Origin of the sequence: Kitasatospora sp. NPDC059327 (genome assembly GCF_042752535.1) — a bacterium.
Lineage (GTDB): Bacteria > Actinomycetota > Actinomycetes > Streptomycetales > Streptomycetaceae > Kitasatospora.
On sequence record NZ_JBHYYB010000140.1, the window covers coordinates 1 to 17,801 of the forward strand.

General features: G+C 68.9%; 12 protein-coding genes and 1 pseudogene. 4 read left to right on the plus strand and 9 right to left on the minus strand.

Annotated features, from left to right (window positions below; all coding sequences use genetic code 11):
* The first annotated feature begins 1,141 nt into the window (after positions 1–1,141).
* Complete coding sequence (locus tag ACFXHB_RS40990; RefSeq protein WP_380581654.1) at positions 1,142–4,384, plus strand: right-handed parallel beta-helix repeat-containing protein; 3,243 nt, start codon at positions 1,142–1,144, stop codon at positions 4,382–4,384.
* Positions 4,385–5,131: 747 nt separating this feature from the next.
* On the opposite strand, the gene ACFXHB_RS40995 is transcribed toward ACFXHB_RS40990, so the two are convergent.
* From ACFXHB_RS40995 to tatA, 4 genes are all read right to left on the minus strand, one after another.
* Positions 5,132–5,407, minus strand: a complete 276-nt coding sequence (locus ACFXHB_RS40995; RefSeq protein WP_380581656.1) for a hypothetical protein — start codon at positions 5,405–5,407, stop codon at positions 5,132–5,134.
* 78 nt (positions 5,408–5,485) lie between these two features.
* Positions 5,486–5,758 carry a hypothetical protein gene (locus ACFXHB_RS41000; protein WP_380581658.1) on the minus strand — a complete coding sequence of 91 codons (273 nt, stop codon included), beginning with the start codon at positions 5,756–5,758 and terminating at the stop codon, positions 5,486–5,488.
* Between the two features lie 190 nt (positions 5,759–5,948).
* On the minus strand, positions 5,949–6,092 hold the full coding sequence (locus ACFXHB_RS41005) for a hypothetical protein (protein ID WP_380581660.1): 144 nt from the start codon (positions 6,090–6,092) through the stop codon (positions 5,949–5,951).
* Between the two features lie 178 nt (positions 6,093–6,270).
* Positions 6,271–6,519, minus strand: a complete 249-nt coding sequence (gene tatA, locus ACFXHB_RS41010; RefSeq protein WP_380581662.1) for a Sec-independent protein translocase subunit TatA — start codon at positions 6,517–6,519, stop codon at positions 6,271–6,273.
* Between the two features lie 1,549 nt (positions 6,520–8,068).
* Here tatA and ACFXHB_RS41015 point away from each other — a divergent pair.
* On the plus strand, positions 8,069–10,066 hold the full coding sequence (locus ACFXHB_RS41015) for an alpha-L-fucosidase (protein WP_380581664.1): 1,998 nt from the start codon (positions 8,069–8,071) through the stop codon (positions 10,064–10,066).
* 459 nt (positions 10,067–10,525) lie between these two features.
* Positions 10,526–12,100 (plus strand): discoidin domain-containing protein, encoded by a 1,575-nt coding sequence (locus ACFXHB_RS41020; RefSeq protein WP_380581666.1) that lies wholly within the window; start codon positions 10,526–10,528, stop codon positions 12,098–12,100.
* Positions 12,101–12,333: 233 nt separating this feature from the next.
* Here the strand turns inward: ACFXHB_RS41020 and ACFXHB_RS41025 are convergent.
* The 3 genes and pseudogenes from ACFXHB_RS41025 to ACFXHB_RS41035 all read right to left on the minus strand — a co-directional run.
* Positions 12,334–12,677: pseudogene (locus tag ACFXHB_RS41025) on the minus strand (helix-turn-helix domain-containing protein); the annotation flags it as partial.
* Between the two features lie 379 nt (positions 12,678–13,056).
* The gene (locus ACFXHB_RS41030; RefSeq protein WP_380581668.1) at positions 13,057–13,785 is read right to left on the minus strand and encodes a hypothetical protein; all 729 of its coding nucleotides are present in this window, start codon (positions 13,783–13,785) and stop codon (positions 13,057–13,059) included.
* A gap of 414 nt (positions 13,786–14,199) precedes the next feature.
* Positions 14,200–14,694: a hypothetical protein gene (locus ACFXHB_RS41035; RefSeq protein ID WP_380581670.1), complete on the minus strand. Its 495-nt coding sequence runs from the start codon at positions 14,692–14,694 to the stop codon at positions 14,200–14,202.
* Positions 14,695–14,866: 172 nt separating this feature from the next.
* Between ACFXHB_RS41035 and ACFXHB_RS41040 the strand changes: the two genes are divergently transcribed.
* The gene (locus tag ACFXHB_RS41040; RefSeq protein ID WP_380581672.1) at positions 14,867–15,172 is read left to right on the plus strand and encodes a hypothetical protein; all 306 of its coding nucleotides are present in this window, start codon (positions 14,867–14,869) and stop codon (positions 15,170–15,172) included.
* A gap of 16 nt (positions 15,173–15,188) precedes the next feature.
* On the opposite strand, the gene ACFXHB_RS41045 is transcribed toward ACFXHB_RS41040, so the two are convergent.
* Together ACFXHB_RS41045 and ACFXHB_RS41050 are read right to left on the minus strand one after the other, a co-directional pair.
* The gene (locus tag ACFXHB_RS41045) at positions 15,189–15,566 is read right to left on the minus strand and encodes a hypothetical protein (protein ID WP_380581674.1); all 378 of its coding nucleotides are present in this window, start codon (positions 15,564–15,566) and stop codon (positions 15,189–15,191) included.
* A gap of 187 nt (positions 15,567–15,753) precedes the next feature.
* Entirely contained in the window at positions 15,754–17,706 is a 1,953-nt protein-coding gene (locus ACFXHB_RS41050) for an alpha-L-fucosidase (protein WP_380581676.1), read from the minus strand.
* Positions 17,707–17,801: the final 95 nt, after the last annotated feature.

Sequence of the window (17,801 nt, forward strand, 5' to 3'; positions counted from 1 at the left end):
GGACCCCACACCGTTCACCTGGACCAAGACCGCCGACGAGATCCTCGACTCACTCGCCCGATTCTGCCGACGGATCTCCGGCGCAGGACACTAGCGCACGTGCCCGGCCTGGGTGGTGGGCTGCACGGGTGCCCGGCGTGAGGGGAACAGCGTCTCGCGCACGCTCTGGAACATACCCCGGAGCCTGCCGGCATCAGTTGCCGCTTTCCTGTCCGTCGGTCCCAGCGCCGTCGCCTTCGTCCGTCGATGGCTCTCCGGCAATCGGTGGCACCGGGCCCAGCCGTTCCGGCGCTCTTCGGTCAACCCCACCCAGACATCCCATCAATCTGAAGGCCCGCCCGGCTTGAGGATCCCTTCGACCAGGCAGTATCTGCAGAACCTGCGTCGATCACCTAGACAATCCCGTTGCCAGGTCGAATACTCATCCCATGTACTGAGGCGTCGGGCGGAACCTTGCTTTCCCATCACCACCCCGCCCGGGGGGCGCCTCCGGCGCCCACCACGCTCCTGAAGCAACCCCATGCCTCCGAGATCATCAACTCCCACGTCCACCTTTGGGACCTGGCTCACCTGACCTACCCCTGACTCACCGGCCCGGCCCTGCACGGCAGATTCGGATCCGCCGACTCGCCGCCGCCGAGCCGGTAGCCACGATCGTGGTCGAGGCCGGACGCCAACCCGACCAGGCCGCGCGGGAGACCGAGTGGGCGCGCGCCGCAGCCGCACCGCACCGCACCGCACCGCACCGGGCCCAGTTCTCCACCTACACCGTCGATACCCGGACCGCCGCCACCTTCCAGGGACACCGCTACGGCCCCGCCACCAAGGCCCAGGGCGCGGGCAGCAAGAGCGGCCCGGTGCTAGAGATCACTGTCCCGCCGTTGTCCATCGAAATTCTGGGTCCTACCCTGACCACCCTCGCCGGCGGCAAGGGTGGTCAGGGTGGGACCCCACCGCCCGGCCCAGTCGGCCGGCACCCGCAGCACGAAGCTCTCGCCACTCACTGCCCCGGCGGGCAATTCGCACGCTGCACCCAGCCACGCGCCACATCCGGCCGGAGACCGGATGTTCCCAAGTACGGCTGAAGGTACCCAAGCCACCTCTTAGACAGCCACCCCGCCCCTTCGCAAGGAGCCGCAGCATGATGCCCCACTCCCCCCAGGCAAGACCCAGACGACGGTCGTCCAGGCGTCTGCTCGCCACCACCACCTCGGCCACACTCATGGCGCTCGCCCTCGCACCGGTCCTGTCCACCCCCGCAGCGGCCCTGACGCCCTCGGACCCGGGAGCGGTGAACCTCTACATCGCCACTAACGGGAACGACGCCAACGCCGGCACCTCCGAGACACAGGCCTTCCTGACACCTGCCCGCGCCCAGACCGCCGCCAGGGCCGCCAGCGCGGCCGGCAAGGCCGTTCACGTCTGGGCGCGCGGTGGCACCTATCACCTGGGCGCGACCCTGAACTTCACAGCCGCCGACTCCGGCACGGCCTCCGCACCGGTCACCTACTCCGCCTACCCCGGCGAGCAGGCCGTCCTCAGCGGTGGCCGCCGGGTCCAGGCGGCCTGGTCGACGTACTCGGGGAATACCAAGGTCGCCGACGTGGGCAAGGGCCTGGACGTGGATGGGTTGTTCCTGAACGGGCAACAGCAGGTCCTGGCCCGCTATCCGAACTTCGCCGCCGGATCCGCGATCCTCAACGGCACCACCAACATGTCCACCCTCAACAGCAGGTCGCAGACCTGGCAGAACCCCACCACGGGCCTGGTCCGTGCTCTGCACAACTCGCACTGGGGCGGCAACGACTACAAGGTCACCGGCCGCACGTCCTCGGCGCTCCAGCTGCGGTGGGTGGGTGACAACAACCGCGGCAGCGGCAAGGACGACAGCAACGTCGTGGCGGAGAACATCTTCGAGGAGCTCGACGCCCCCGGCGAGTGGTTCCACGACAAGGCAGCCGGAAAGCTGTACTTCCAGCCACCCACCGGCACCGACCTGAGCACCGCCGTCGTCGAGACCGCAGAGCTCAACGAGCTGGTCCGCATCGAAGGCGCGTCCAGTACCGCGCCGGTTCACGACATCACCTTCGACGGCTTCACCTACACCCAGACCCACCGCACCCTCTTCAACACCCCCTACGAGGGTCTGCAACTCGGAGACTGGGCGATCGCCCGGGCCGGCGCGATCCACACCAAGAACACCGAGCGCATTACCGTATCCAACTCCACCTTCCAGCAGGTCGGCGGGAACGGCGTCTTCCTTGACGGCTACAACAAGGGCGATGTCGTCACCCGCAACCGGTTCACCGGATCGGGCGCCAGCGACGTCCAGGTCGTCGGGTCCAGGGACGCCGTACGCAATCCCTCCACCTGGGCCTTGATGGTCAACCCACCCACCGACCTCACCCCCGGCCCCAAGAGCGAGGACTACCCGCGCGACATCACGGTCAGCTACAACAGCATGGCCGACATGGGCCGCTTCGAGAAGCAGAGCGCCGGCGTCAACATCTCCATGAGCAGCCGGGTCACGGTCTCCCACAACACCGTCCACGGCAGCCCGCGCTCCTGCGTGAATATCAACGACGGCACGTGGGGCGGCCACCTCATCGAGTACAACGACCTCTTCGACTGCGTGAAGGAGACCTCGGACCACGGCCCGATCAACGCCTGGGGCCGCGACCGCTTCTGGCCCATCGCCGGGCCCAACCTCAACCCGAGCGCCAGCTCCGATGCGAACCAGAAGCAGATATCCCAGCTCGACGCAATCGAACCGATCACCGTCAGCAACAACAGGATCTGGCACAACCGCGAGTGGGCCATCGACCTCGACGACGGCTGCACCAACTACGTTCTCAAGAACAACCTGCTGCTGAACGCCGGCATCAAGCTGCGCGACGGTTTCAACCGCACCGTCACCAACAACATCCTGGTCGACGGAAGCATCTACGAGCAGATCACCCACCGCGACGTCGGTGACACGATCAACCACAACATCACACTGTCGGGCAAGCCCTACACCAACTATCAGAGTGACCCGGCCACCGCGAGGTACGCCGTCGACAACAACCTGTTCTGGAACAACGGCAAGCCGATCACCACCCCCGGCGGCACCTGGGCGGCGAACGGGATGGACGCCCACTCCATCACCGCCAACCCAGCCTTCACCCAAGGCTCGCCCTGGACCCAGCCCGCCATGAGGGACTACACCGTCGCCACAGGCTCCCCGGCCCTGGCACTCGGATTCACCAACTTCCCGATGGACCGGTTCGGTACCGGCAACGCCGGCGAGCCCACCCCACCAGCCGTCACCTGGCCCACCGGGTCGACCGTACCCACGATCAAGGACCAGACCGAGTTGTTCCTGGGCGCCACCGCCAAGGAGATCGCCGGCAACGCGGACCAGTCCGCCACCGGCCTCCCGGACCAGAACGGCTTCCTCCTCACCTACGTGCCCACCGACTCGCCCGCCTACGCCCAGGGCCTGCGCAGCAACGACGTGATCCGCAAGGCCGCCGGCACCACGATCACCGACCGCAACAGCTTCTGGACCGTCTACAACAGCACGGACCCCGGCAACACGGTCACCCTCGACCTGTGGCGCAACCAGCAAAGCGGAACCGTCCTGACGCTCACCAAGCCGGTCACGGCCCAGACGTACAACAACACCGCCGGCGTCACCTACACCGGCGACGGCTGGCAGTGGAAATACGCGGCCATCGGTGGGAAGTACTCGCTGATGGACGACCTCAGCTCCACCACCAAGATCGGCGACTCGTTCACCTACACGTTCAACGGCACCGGGGTCGACCTGATCAGCGAGACCTACTCCGACGAGGGTCAGATCGACATCTCGATCGACGGAGTCTTCCAGAAGACCGTCGACGCCTTCGGCAGCAGCCGTGCGTACCAGCAGACCATCTACTCCATCAGCGGCCTGACGCCGGGCCAGCACACCATTAAGGGGGTGATGAAGACCGGCAAGTACATGATCGTCGACGGGTTCAGAATCCACTCGACTCCCCAGACACTCAACGACAACGCCCCGGGCATCACCTACACCGGCACCTGGTCCGTCAGCTCCAACCGAACCTTCGGCGACTACGGCAACGACGTCCACTCCACCACCACCAACGGGGATTCCTTCCAGTACTCCTTCACCGGCACGGGCGTCGACTACGTGACTGAGAAGAACTGGGACCAGGGACTGGTCGACATCTACCTCGACGATGTCCTGCAGGCCACCGCCGACACCACCAACTCCACCCGCCTCACTCAGCAGACCGTCTACAGCGCCCGCAACCTGACCGCCGGCAACCACACCCTGCGTGTCGTCAAGAAGAGCGGCATCTACATGCTCCTTGACCGCATCAACTACATCCCCTGACCCCCAGGCACTTTCGCCTGACCCGTCCGTCCGGTCGCGCCGCGAGATCCTGCGGCGCGACCGGACGAACGGGTCGCTGTGGATCCAGATGTCGCCGCCGTTTTGGCTCGCGAATCGAGCCCGGCCTCACCACAACGAACCGCACACCCCACGCATCGTGCTCCACACCAGCCAAGGCGCGCTGGAGATGGACAGTGGGCCGAACGGCGGCGTTCACACGCCGGTGATTGCCCAGGGTTTGCGTCTCGGGTCCGGCGGGCACCGGCGGCGCAGCGGGCGACATCCGCCTCGGCCCGTCGCGTGCCGGGGTGGACCTCCAGCCCGCTTCGCACCGGCGCGGCGCGGGGGCATAGGCGTGCTGTAGTGCTTGTCGAAGCTGAGCAGCGCGGGCCTGGTCAGCCGCCAGGCGAGGGCGGCGTTGACGCGGTCGGCCAGGCCGGGTCGCGTTCCCAGGTGTCGGCGCATCAGTTCCTCCGCCTCCGTGAGCGGCGGGCGGTCGATGCCTGTGGTTTGGATCCGGCCCTGTCCGGCGAGGGCGCCGAGGCGGGTGACCGCTTCCACGGCAGCTCGTTCCCCGGCGCGGGTGTGGAGCAGGTGGGTCCGGCTCTGCCTGGACCAGTGGCGAGATGATCAGGATCTTCGGCACGTTCAGTGCTTGGACGCCGGCCGTGTGCAGGTCGTCGCGTGCGTTGAACGCCAGTGGCACTCCCGTGTCTGCCACCGCGAACACCGGCGCGGCCGTCCGGGTCACCGGCCGAACCCGTCGACCAGGTGCTGGTCCGCTTGCGTGGCGAGGCCCGACGGGCCGTCGAAGAGCGCCCAGTCCGCGAACTGCGACTCGCCGATCGTGGTGGTCGGCAGCTTCAGCGCGCCGGCCGCGTATTCCAGGGCCAGTGCCTCGGCGGTGCGGCCCAGCACTGCGGCCAGCTCGCGCGGCGCGGCAGCTTCCGTGCCGCCGACCGTCACCCTCGCGGTGATCGGCCGCTCCGGCGGTGCGGCCGGCGGCTGTGCCGGTGCGTCCATCACCGGTTCCCCTCAGGTGTCCTTCCGCTCTGTCACAACCGCCAGCCTCCCACCACCGCGTCGGCGCCCGGAGCGGATTCACCGGATGGCGGACGACCAGGGCCGGCCCGCGGTGTGCCGGCCGCGGTACTCCCTCCACCAGAGCGCCTCCGCGACATCCAGGTCGCGCTCGGCCCAGTCCTCGGGACGGTCGCCGGGCCGCAGCCCGTCCTGCCACCGGCGCCCGGGGGCTGGCGCGGCCGGGAAGGTGGCGTCACCGATCAGGGCGCGCGTGCGGGCGGTCGCGGCCAGGGCCGGAGCGAGCGTGGCGGCGGCCTCGGGACCGAGCCGGGCCAGGGGCCGGAGCAGCACGTCGACGGCGCCGAGGGTGTCGGTGGCGGCCGACGGACCGGCCGTCGGCCGCCACCAGATCGGTCATCGCGCACATGGTGTCGGTCAGTGTGTCGAGCCGCTCGGGGAAGTCGCCCATCCCGGGTCGACGAGCGCCCGGTGTCATGGGTGCGTCCGGTCCGCCGGCACGGTGACCGGCAGGCCGGTCCGGTCACAGGTTGTGGAGGTGGGCGAGCTGGACGGTGTGGGCGGCCTGTTCGAGGGTGTCGTGCAGGAGGGCATCGTGGGTAGTCGGGTCGCCGATGAAGTAGCCGCCGGCCACCGCTAGCTGGAACGGGTTCGTCGCATATGGCACCGAGACCTGTCCTTGCGGCGGTCGACGAAGTGCTCGCAGCCGCGGTGGTAGAGGCCGGCGGGGAGGTGGCAGGAGTACGGGACGCCGCTGACCAGGTCGGGAATGCCGTTGGTGAGACCGCGCCCGGACCGTTGTCCCCGGGTCCGTGCCCGGGCGCGGACCTCGCCGGCGGCCCGGATCAGTCGGGTTGGGGGGCGGGTCCCGCGGGGAGGCGGCCGGAGGCGGTCTCGTCGGGGGCGTGGGCCGCGGTGGCGGTGGGTGTCTCGGTCGGTGCGTCGTCGTGGAGCGCCCTCGTCTCGGCCTTGAGGATACGAAGCGACTTGCCGAGCCCGCGGGCCGCTTCGGGCAGCTTCTTCGATCCGAAGAGCAGCATGATGACGGCGACCACGACGAGAAGGTGCCAGGGTTCCAGGGCGTTGCGGAACATGGGAATCTCTTTCTTGCTTGTCGGCAGGGCCGCGGGGCGGTCCCGTGGTCACCACCGGTGGAGCCGAGCGGGTCGGCCGCCTCCCGAACCGGGCCGGTTCCGGCGGAAGCACGCGGAGCACACGCTCCTCGGCAGATGCCTGCGATTCCGTGAGGGTGGAATCGGGCCGCCAGGTCGACGGCCTGGCGGTTGGGGTCAGCTGGGAGCGGCTCCGCCGAGATCGGGCCGGCGCCGACGGGTCCGTGCGTTGCCCGGAGACCTTCGCGAGGCCGGGCGGGGACGCCACGGGCCTCGCCGTGGTGGAACCTCAGGTGACCCGCCACGTCATGCCGAAAGGATCGGGCAGCCGGCGCCAGGCGCTGGGTCCAACAGGAGTTCCAGGACGACTATCAGCCATCCGTCGGACGCGGTCAAGCCCCTTCGGAGCGAGCCGGCGGGGCTCGCGGGCGGCGGTTCGCACCCGGCCCGTCAGCGGGAGGGGTGGCCCGTGTCGCCATGGGCCCGGGGACCCGAGAGCGCGCGGTCGGACGCCGGAAGGCGAACCGTTTGTGCGGTCGCAGTGAGGAACCAGGGCCACCCGGTCGCCCTGAGGACGGGTCAAGCGCTCACGCCCTCCCGCCTGGCGGGCACGCCGTCCCGTCGGCGGTCAGACCTCCCAGACCTCCCGACCGACCAGCGGGGACACGGTCCGACCTGAGCTCGCCATGGTTCGGGGGTGGAGGGGCTCGCCTGTCGACGGCCGCGGACCGGAGTCTTCCCACGGCCCGATGGACCTTCCTTGACATCCCATGTCTCTGGCGTCGGGAGTCTCACCTGGCGGATGAATTGGGAAGTAGCCAGGAAACTTTGCGGATTCTATAGACAAGGCGGGCGCGATCGCTGTTAATACATCCAATGTCTGGTGCGGCGGTTGGGCCACCGACAAGTTGGGCCGTCCACGGGAGTGCCTCCTGTACTGGTGTGCGGTTCATGGCGAGATCGTTGACGCCGGAGGTGTGCCTTGCTGGAGTGTGAGCGTTGTGCCCCGTGGTCGGCGTTCGGACGGGACCCACGTCGTCGGAGTCCACTTCTCGTCGGAGGGTCCTGGCCGGCGTGGCGACCGCGCCGCCCCTCTCGATGGCGTCATCGGACAGTGTGGAGGGTACTCGCCGCCACCGGCCACGGTGCCTTCGTGAGCGTGGTGACCGGTTCGGGCCGGTCCGTGGCCGCGGGCCGCGGGAGGTGCGGTTCGGCGGTCGCGATCGTCGGTGTCGCCTTCGCGGGTGCGAGGACGTGTCCGATGCGTCGCGGATGGCCGGCGCATCCGTGCGGTCGTGGATCGCGACGGCGCCGGCCGACAGGGCGGACACCCAGGGATCGGACGGCCGCCGAGGCGCCCGGCCCGCTCCACTGTCGGCGTCGCCCGGACCGCGCGACGCCAGACCAAGTCACACCATGCCGCGGCGTGCCACGTCGCGGTCAACCAAGGGCGCCGGCTCCCAGGCCACTTCTGGGCGCCGGGTGTCCTCCTCCTTGAACCGATCATCATCGGCGTTTCGAAGGGAACGACATGTCTTCCTCTCCCTATGAGATCAGCAGGCGCCGCCTGCTAGGAGCGGCCGGCGCGGCCACGGCGTTCGGCCTGTTCCGGTTCGCCCCGCAGGCTTCCGCCACCGAGGGGCCCCAGAGCTACACCGCGACCTGGTCGTCCGTATACCATCACCCGGCGGCCCCCGAGTGGTTCCAGGACGGCAAGTTCGGGATCTACTCCCACTGGGGCGTCTTCAGCGTTCCCGCATACCACAACGAGTGGTACCCGAGGAGAATGTACGACTCCCGGGAGAAGGACTACGCGCACCATGTCGCCACGTACGGCGACCAGTCGGCGTGGCCCTACCACAACTTCATCGACGGTGCCCGCGACAAGGCCGGCAACTTCAAGCAGTTCGCCCCCAGCCTGGCCTCTCAAGGCGGCGCGTGGGACCCGGACGCCTGGGCGCGGCTGTTCAAGGACGCGGGCGCGAAGTTCGCCGGTCCGGTGGCCGAGCACCACGACGGCTACTCCATGTGGAACAGCCGGTGCAACCCGTGGAACTCGGTCCAGCGCGGCCCCAAGCTCGACCTCGTGGGACTGCAGGCCCAGGCAATCCGGGGCCAGGGGCTGAAGGTACTGCTGTCGATGCACCACGCCTACCACAGCAGACCCAACAATCCGTTCTACGAGTTCGCGCCCCGGCAGTCGGATCCGACGCTGCGGATCCTCTACGGACAGCTGAGCGAGGCCGAGATGGCCAAGCTCTGGTACGACAAGCTGGCCGAGGTCATCGACGGCTACCAGCCTGACATGATCTGGCAGGACTTCTACGTCAGCCACCTTCTGCTGCCTGAGCGTCTGAGCTTCCTCGCGCGCTACTACAACATGGCCGTCGCGCAGAACAAGGACGTGGCCACGGTCCACAAGGACGGACTCGGCCTCCAGAATTCGGTCTTCGACTACGAGCGCGGCGGTCCGCCAGGGCTGCGCAGCCCCTTCTGGCTGACCGACGACAGCGTCTCCTCCAGCAGCTGGTGCTACACGGAGGGCATCGGTTACTACTCCGCGCGGTCCATCCTGCACGGACTGATCGACAGGGTAAGCAAGGGCGGCGCGACGCTCCTGAACATCGCCCCGAAGGCCGACGGCTCCATCCCCACCGAACAGCAGACCATCCTGCGCGACATCGGGAACTGGCTCCGCCGCTTCGGCGAGGCCTTCTACGCCACCCGCGCCTGGACCTGCCACGGCGAGGGCCACACCCCGATGGGCGGCGGCACCCACATCCCCCCGGAGGCCGGCACAGGGCGGGACATCCGGTTCACCCGCAGCAAGGACAACCGGGTGCTGTACGCCACCGCGCTGGGCTGGCAGGGCTCCACCATGACCATCAAGACGCTGAACTCCAACCGGATCAACCTCGGCAACCTCACCCGCGCGCAACTGCTGGACATCAACGCGGGAACCTACATCGATCTGCCCGCACCGACCCAGGACGGTGCCGGTCTGCACCTGACCATGCCCTCCTCCCAGCCGCCGTTCGACGCCCTGGCGTACCCCGTCAAGCTCACCTTCTCCGGCCAGATCCCCACCCTGGACGCCCCGGCCGCCCCTACCACCTGGGTGAAGATCACCAACGCGGCCACCGGAAAGGTGCTCGACAGCGGGGGCCAGGTCGCTGCGAAGACCAACATCAAGCAATGGCACTCCAATGAGAGCCCCAATCTGCAGTGGCAGCTGATACCCGTGGGCGACGGCTACTACGGCATCATGAACCGCACCAACGGCATGGTCATTGAGATCGTGGGCGAGCAAAACAAGGACGCTCCCCTCCACCAGGTCCCGTGGGACAGAAACCCCAGGCAGCAGTGGCTGTTCAACAACATAGGTGAGAACCGCTACCAGATCATCAACCGCTTTCTCGGCAAAGTCATTGACGGCGAAGGCAGCACCACGAGCGGCTCCGCCGTGATGACGCGGAAGCCGGACAACCTCATCAACACCAATAGGGAATGGACCATCACCGCCATCTGATCGCCGGTGCGAAGCGCCGGCACCGCCCCGCGTCGCACGGGGCGGTGCCGGCGACCCGGCGTCAATGACGCTCGTCGTCGACTTCCCACGGCCACCTTGTTCCTGTCGGAGAGCGCCGTGCGCGGGTCGGGTCGCAGCCGACGCCGGTGCGGGGAGATGACCCGGGCTCCCGGTCGACGCCTCGATCGACACCCCCGGCATCCGCGCGGCCGTGACCGACGGTCAGATGGCACCCGGCCCCAGGCGGGCCGGCAGGCGACGCGCTGTTCCTCACCCCGCACACCCGGGCGTCAGCACGTGGACAAACGTAGCCACGACCAGATGTGCGGGGTCGTCCTCCCATCATCCCGCGGGCGTGTCCGTCCACCCGCGGCGACGAGCCACTCTCACCCACCACGTCCCATGCCGGGCACAACGGCCCGACCACCCTGTGGGACTCGCGGTAAGGAGCATCCACCCATGTTCGAAAGAATCGCCGTTCAGCCTCCGGCCGGGAGCCGGACCCCTCAGCACGGAGAGGCCTTCCGGGCGTCGTCCGGACGTCTCGCCCTCACGTCCCTCCACCGCCTGGGAACCTCGCTCGTGGCCGCGCTCGCGCTGCTGGCGGGTTCCGCCGCCCTGGCCCCCACTCTGTCGGCGGCGGCGCCCCCCGCCCAGCCCTCGCCGGATCCCGCGCAGGCCCCGTACGACCTCACCAAGGACGCGCCGGTGCTGATCGTGCTCGGCCAGAGCAACGCGGTAGGGTCTGGGGTACCGATCCAGGACGCCGCCGATGTGGCGCAGTGCAAGGCCTTCGGCCGCGTCAAAGGGCTGAACCGGACGAACAATCGGGTGACCGGTGCGGAGAGCGCCACCTGGTCGCCGTACACCTGTGCCGGCAGCAACCTCGGCCAGGAGTACAACGGGGGCCGCAGCTACAACGTCGCGACGGCGACCGCGTTGCGCTGGGAGCGCGCCGTCACGGCGGGCGCGGCCCTGCCCGACCTCCACGTGATCCACGTGGCCTGGGGCAGCCAGGGAATCCAGGAGGCCGACGGGATCAACAACCGGTGGTGGCCGGACCGCGACCCGACCGACGTCGAGAGCCTGTTCCCGCTGACGGTGAACACGATCGCCAACGGCCTGCGGGCGCTGCGGGAGGCCGGCAAGCAGCCGCGCGTCATCGGCATCCACTGGAACCAGTGGGAGGCCGAGGTGACGGCCCGGTCGACGATCAGCGCCGACCACATGCAGCAGGCGTTCCTGAAGGTCCTGGAGCCGCTGAGAACGATCGCCGGCGCGACCACGGCCCCGGTCTTCCTCTACCGTCCGCGCTCCAATCACTACAACGCGACGTTGAAGGCGCACGTCACCGACGCGCTGACCGGGCTCGCCGCCCGGCCCGCGCCCAACCCCTACCGGCTGCTCGACCCGGCGGAGGCTGTCTCCGCGACCGGCACGCCTCTCTACGATCCCGCGATCCCGAGGAACCTCGGGATATACAACGACGGTATCCACTACACCCGGGCCGTGCAGGAGTGGTTCGCCGACCAGCAGTGGACGACCGTGTTCACCGACAAGCGGTTCGGCGCGCCGGTGCAGGCCACCGTCAACGCGGCGCTGCACAGGCCCGCCACCCAGTCCTCCACCAACTGGGCGGGCCGGGAGGAGGCCGGGAACGCGGTGGACGGCAACACCAGCGGCGTCTACTGGGACGCGACCCCCAGCTATACCAAGTACGAGGCCCAGCCGTGGTGGCAGGTCGATCTCGGCGTGAAGCAGCCGGTCCGGTCGGTGGAACTGTTCAACCGCACGGACCGCCTCTTCGAGCGTCTCACCGACCTCGATGTCATCGTGTCGGACACCGACCTGACCGGCCGCGGCTGGGCGGACGTCCAGGCCGACCCTGCGGTCAAGAAGATCCGGATCAGGGGCACCGCACCGAGAAAGCTGACCGTCCCCGTGGGCGCCGACGGACGCTACGTCCGCATCCAGCTCGCCGGAACCAACCACCTCACCCTGCCCGAGGTCCAGATCAACGTCCCCGTCGGCTGACCCCCGAACGGAACACCGCCGCGGGGACGTCCGGCAACGCCGCACCCCCCGCGGCACCACCCCCTGACGCGATCAGGACCGGGACACCGTGGCAGGATTGCCACCGGCTGCCAGTGGGCGTTTTGGTAACTCTGGTGCTATATGCGGCTCTTGCGACTGCCCCAGTTCGCCGCGTTTGCCAGGTAGATCTGCGTTGTCCCCGGGCGGCCCGTGAGGACCGCTGTGCCGATCATGCCGTCGGGGCGACGGACGCTGCCGGCCAGCCGCACCTGCACGTACTCACGCAACCTGTCGTCGCCTGCGAGCTTCGCGGTCTTCGGGCGCTTCGCAGCCTGCTGCGCTTTCCACTGCGCCACCAGAGCCCGGTAGACCGGCTTTCCGCCCCGGGCCGCCGCGTAGCGGCGCAGCTCGCGCGAGATCGTGCCAGCGTCGCGGCCGATCCTACGAACAATCTCCCGCACGCCGAACTCCTGGGCGCGCAGTAGCGCGATCTCCTCACGCTCAGCGAATGACAGATAGCGGCCGGTGGGGGCTCAAACCGGCCATGAAACGCCACAGCCACCGCGGCCTCTGCCATCGTCACTCCCGACGCGATCCGCCGCCAGAAGTGGCGCTGCACTGCACAAGACGGCTCCGGCCAACCCGGTGAACGCATCGGCGGTCGCATCGCCCGATCCGCCGCCCACTGCTGTCGCGCTCCCACAGGCGCCTGCGACACCCTCCGCTTCTGGCTCGTCCCATCGCCCACCTCCATGATCAAGGTGTTGCGACGACCAGTTGAATCCGCCCTGGGAACCCCTGTCCGAGTAGAAGACTATGCCGTCAACCTGGTCACCGCGGGTCGCCACGACGGCCGCCAGGGCGTCGGCGACCGGCCGGATGCGCATGTGGAACGAACCCGACCAGCCCCGAAAGGCCAACCACGACACGGTGATCCAACCAGCAGGCCCACGACGTCAGCTCTTCGACAGCACCTCGAACAGACCACGGCCCGCGCGCTGCGCCCGGCCCGCCTTGACGAGCCGCTCCAGAGTCGCGCGGACGTTGTCGTCGGTGCTGTCAGCGCCGAGAGCCGCGGAGACCTCGCCCGCGCGCAGCGGCTTGCCGGCCGCTGTCAGGGCGCTGAGCACACCGTCGGCGATCCCCCGCGGTCGCTTCGCCGCCGCCGGGGCTGCCGGAGCCGGCGAAGCCGTCTTCTTCGCGGCGGTCTTCCTCGTGCTCCGCGCCTTCGGCTTGCTCTCGGCCAGCGGGGCGGCCTCGGCCGTCACCTCGGTGGTCTTGCGCGGTTTGCGCGCGGCCCGCTTGGCAGGCGCCACCTCGGTGGTGGCCGCCGACGGGGCGGGGACCCGGCGCCGGGTCGTCTTCCTCGGTGCCGGCTCGTCGACCGCGGGGAGCAGCCCCGAAGCGACCTCGGCCGGTTCCCGCTCCTCCGCCACCGGCAGGGCTTCCTCGGCCGACAGCAAGGCCGGAACGGCAGGCCCGGCTGTCGTGCCGACGGCGGGCTTCAGGCTAGCGGCGACGGCACACAGACTGTCAAGGGCGACACGCAGCGACGTGATATACCCGGCCACTCGCTCCAACTCGGCCTCAAGCGACGCCCTTTGCCCCTCAAGCTGGGCGAGCTGGACTTCGACGGCCGTGATGGCGGTCGCGACGCCGGAATTCGTTTCGACGGAAGTTGCCATGGGGTGGCCTCACTCAACTGTGGGAACGACGACTGCCGTACGGATGATCGCTTTCACGACTTTACGACGCAACTACCCGCTCCACACCCGGGGAATCCCTCAGGAGGGCGGGACAGCGCTGACGTTCACGGGTCGTCGCCGCGCTACGAAGCGCCGATTCACGCCCATCGGCACCATCGTCGACGCCGACCACGACGTCACCACACCCGCATACAGCCAGTCAGGCGTTCACCCACTTCACCTGCCGAAGGTGGCCGGAAGCGTCCCTGCGGACCCCGGCCTGACGCGCAGTGGGCGCGGATTAAGCCGTTGCAGCCGGATCGGACGCCGAAGCTCGCGGTGGCCGGTGGCGTGACCACCGTGAGGTGATCGACGCAATCGCCTTCAAGTTCCAGACCGGGCTCGCTCCGGCACTCACTCTTGCCAGTTCAGCCCTGCGGCACCTCGGAGCGGTGGTCTGGGCTCTTGATCGCGGGCGATTCTGTCCTGCAGCAGTACGTGCCTGAACTGGTAGCTGGCACCTTCTGCCCGGAGAATACGGTGGTCGTAGGCATCCTTCAGGAAATCCATGCCCAGAAGCGGGAAGTCGCCACGCAGCCGCAACTGCAGAAAGAGCAGGCTGGTCCGCCAGCGGTCGGAGATTGCCGCTACGCACGCGCACGAGAACGGCAGGCCGAAGCAGATCACGATGAAAGGGAAGGTGCCCCAGTCGGGGCTGCCCGCTGCCACGCCTTCGGTGACCCAGATCACCTGGTTCACGCCCAGCGAAAAGCTAATGGAGAAGCCGAACACGGTGCCCGTAACAAGGGTCAGCTTGCGGTCGTGGCGCCACGAGGTGTGCGGATCGGTCACCGGGTCCAGGAGGGACACGGGGCGGGCAGCCACCACCACTGCGCCAACGATGACCATACTCAGGGCCACCACGATCCCGTCGGCCAGTGGCGGGCCGGCCGGCTCGCCGTACTGCCAGTAGGAAAGGGCCAGGCAGAGGCCTGTCAGAACGGCAGGCGCAACAGCCGGCCAGGGGTGCAGGCCCCGCCACCGGGACCATCTCGTCCATCCCGGTGCCGCAGGAACGCGTGTGGCGCACCGCACGGTGCTGGAGCGGGCCGCCGACGCGATCGAGCAGGCCGCGGGGCGGGAGGTCGTCCCGGGCGGCGAGGGACAGCTGGACGAGGAGCTGGCGTACGACCTCAGCGCCGGCGTCGTCACCGGCAGCGTGGTCGCCGACGGGCTGCCGAAGCTGACGGCGGGCGAGCGGATCGCGCTGGCCGCGGCGATGCCCCGCACGGTGCTGAACGACCCGGCGCGCGAACTGCCCGTCCTCGCCGCGACGATGGACGCCGCCGCCGAGGCCGGCCGGTCCGCCCGCTCCGGCAACGGGTGAGACGGCCCCGCTCCGACTACGGGTGCGCTCCTTCGCTGTCCGGGCGCGGCGGGTGGAGCCAGCGGGCGGGAACGGTCATCGGGGTGGAGGTCATGAGCTCGACCGCGGCGTCGGTCAGGTCAGTCAGGGCGCCCGTCACCACGTAGCCGACGCCGGGCGGCAGGCCGAGCTCCACGGCCTGGTCGTCGGTGAACTTCACCCGGACCCGGGAGTGCGGGGCGGCCAGGAGGCCGGTGGTCATGTGCTCGCCGTCCGGCTCTGGGACGTCGGTGACGGTCAGCTCGAACTCGGAGCCGGCGCGGATCCAGCACCGCCAGTGCAGCAGGACGCTGTCCAGGTCGGTGCTGTCCGGCGGGAACCGGTCGTACGGGAGCCGGGCCGGAACGCGCACCATGCACGTCTCCCCGGACCGGGCGGGGGTCCGTTCCGCTCGACAACCCCGCCCACCTGACCGGAGCGGGCCCAAGGGCCGGTGAGACGGAACCGGGCCCCGTCTCACCGACCTGCCCTGCCGTGACTGCCGCCTGTTCTCCGACACCGCCCCGCGTCGCACGGGGCGGTACCGGTACGTCGATTCATGGTCAGACGACGGTGATGATCCACTCTCTGTTGGCGCTGGCGCTATTGACGGCCGGTGACCGCAGCACCGGGTTGGCGCCGAGCGTGGAGCTACCGTCGCCGTCAAGGGCTCTGCGGTTACGGCGGTTGATGATCTGGTAGCGGTTGCCACCGATGCTGTTGAACATCCACTGCTGATCGTGGATGTTGCTCCACGGGACCTGGTTGGGGATGGACGGATCCGGGACGGCGACGGGCGGGTTCTGGGGTTTGGCGTGCCTGCCGTCGATGACCATGCCGGTGGCGCGGTTCACGATGCGGTAGTAGCCGTCGCCCACGGGTATCAGCTGCCACTGCAGATTGGGGCTCACGTTGTAGTTCCACTGCTGGAGCCTGGTCCACTCGGCGACCTGGCCCCCGCCGTCGAGCACCCGTCCGGTGGCCGCGTTGGCGATCTTCACCCAGGTGGTAGGGGCGGCCGGGGCGTCCAGGGTGGGGATCTGGCCGGAGAAGGTGAGCTTGACGGAGTACGCCAGAGCGTCGAACGGCGGCTGGGAGGAGGGCATGGTCAGGTGCAGACCGGCACCGTCCTGGGTCGGTGCAGGCAGGTCGATGTAGGTGCCCGTGGTGTGGTTCAGCAGTTGCGCACCGGTCAGGTTGCCGAGGTTGATCCGGTTGGAGCCCAGCGTGGCGATGGTCATGGTGGAGCCCTGCCAGCCCAGCGCGGTGGCGTACAGCACCCGGTTGTCCTTGCTGCGGGTGAACCGGATGTCCCGCGCTGTGCCGGCCAGCGGGGTGCTGACCATCTGGGTGGGGCCCTCGCCGTAGCAGGTCCAGGCACGGGTGGCGTAGAGGGCCTCGCCGAAGCGGCCGAGCCAGTCCCCGATGCCGAGCAGGATGGTCTGCTGTTCGGTGGGGATGGAGCCGTCGGCCTTCGGGGCGATGTTCAGAAGCAAGGCACCCCCCTTGCTGACCCTGTCGACCAGTGAGTGCAGCATGGCCCGCGTGGGGTAGTAGCCGATGCCCTCCGTGTAGCACCAGCTGGAGGAGGAGACGCTGTCGTCGGTCAGCCAGAAGGGGCTGAGCAGCCCTGGCGGACCGCCGCGCTCGAAGTCGTAGACCGAACTTCCGCCGCTGAGGTCCTTTCCCTTGTAGGTCGTGACGACGTCTTTGTTCCCCGCGACGGCCTTGTTGAAGTAGCGCGCGAGGAAGCGCAGACGCTCGGCCTGCGGAATGTCGCCCACGTAGAAGTCCTGCCAGATCATGTCCGGCTGGTAGCCGTCGATGACCTCGGCCAGCTTGTCGTACCAGAGCTTGGCCATCTCGGGACCGCTCAGCTGCCCGTAGAGGATCTGGAGTGTCGGATCCGACTGCTGGGGCACGAACTTGAAGTACGGTCCGTTGCGCTTGCTGCTGTGGAAGGCGTGGTGCATCGACGTCACGACCTTCAGCCCCTGGGCGCGGATGGCCTGCGCCTGCAGTCCCACGATGTCGAGGCGGGGGCCGCGCACCACCGAGTTCCACGGGTTGCACTGGCTGGACCACATGGAGTAGCCGTCGTGGTGCTCGGCCACCGGACCGGCGAACTTCGCACCCGCCGCCCGGTACAGCCGGGCCCAGGCGTCCGGGTCCCACGTGCCGCCCTGCGAGGCCAGTCTGGGAGCGAACTGCACGAAGTTGCCGGCCTTGTCGCGGGCACCGTCGATGAAGTTGTGGTACGGCCACGACGACGGGTCACCGTACTTGGCGACGTGATGCGGGGGGACACGCAGGAAGGATTCGTGGGCCATGTACATGTGCCTCGGGTACCACTCGTCACTGAACGCGGGGACGCTGAAGGCGCCCCAGTGGGCGTAGATCCCGAACTTGCCGTCCTGGAACCACTCGGGAGCCGGCGGGTGCTGGTTCACGGACGCCCAGGACTCGGTGTAGCCCTGGGGTCCCTCGGTCGCCGAAGCCTCGGGGGCGAACCGCAATAAGAAGACATCTCATTTGGATAGCCATCGGGTGCAGATGAGGGCCGCGGCGATGCTGGCGAAGGCTGCGAAGTGGTCGGCCTTGCGTTCGTAGC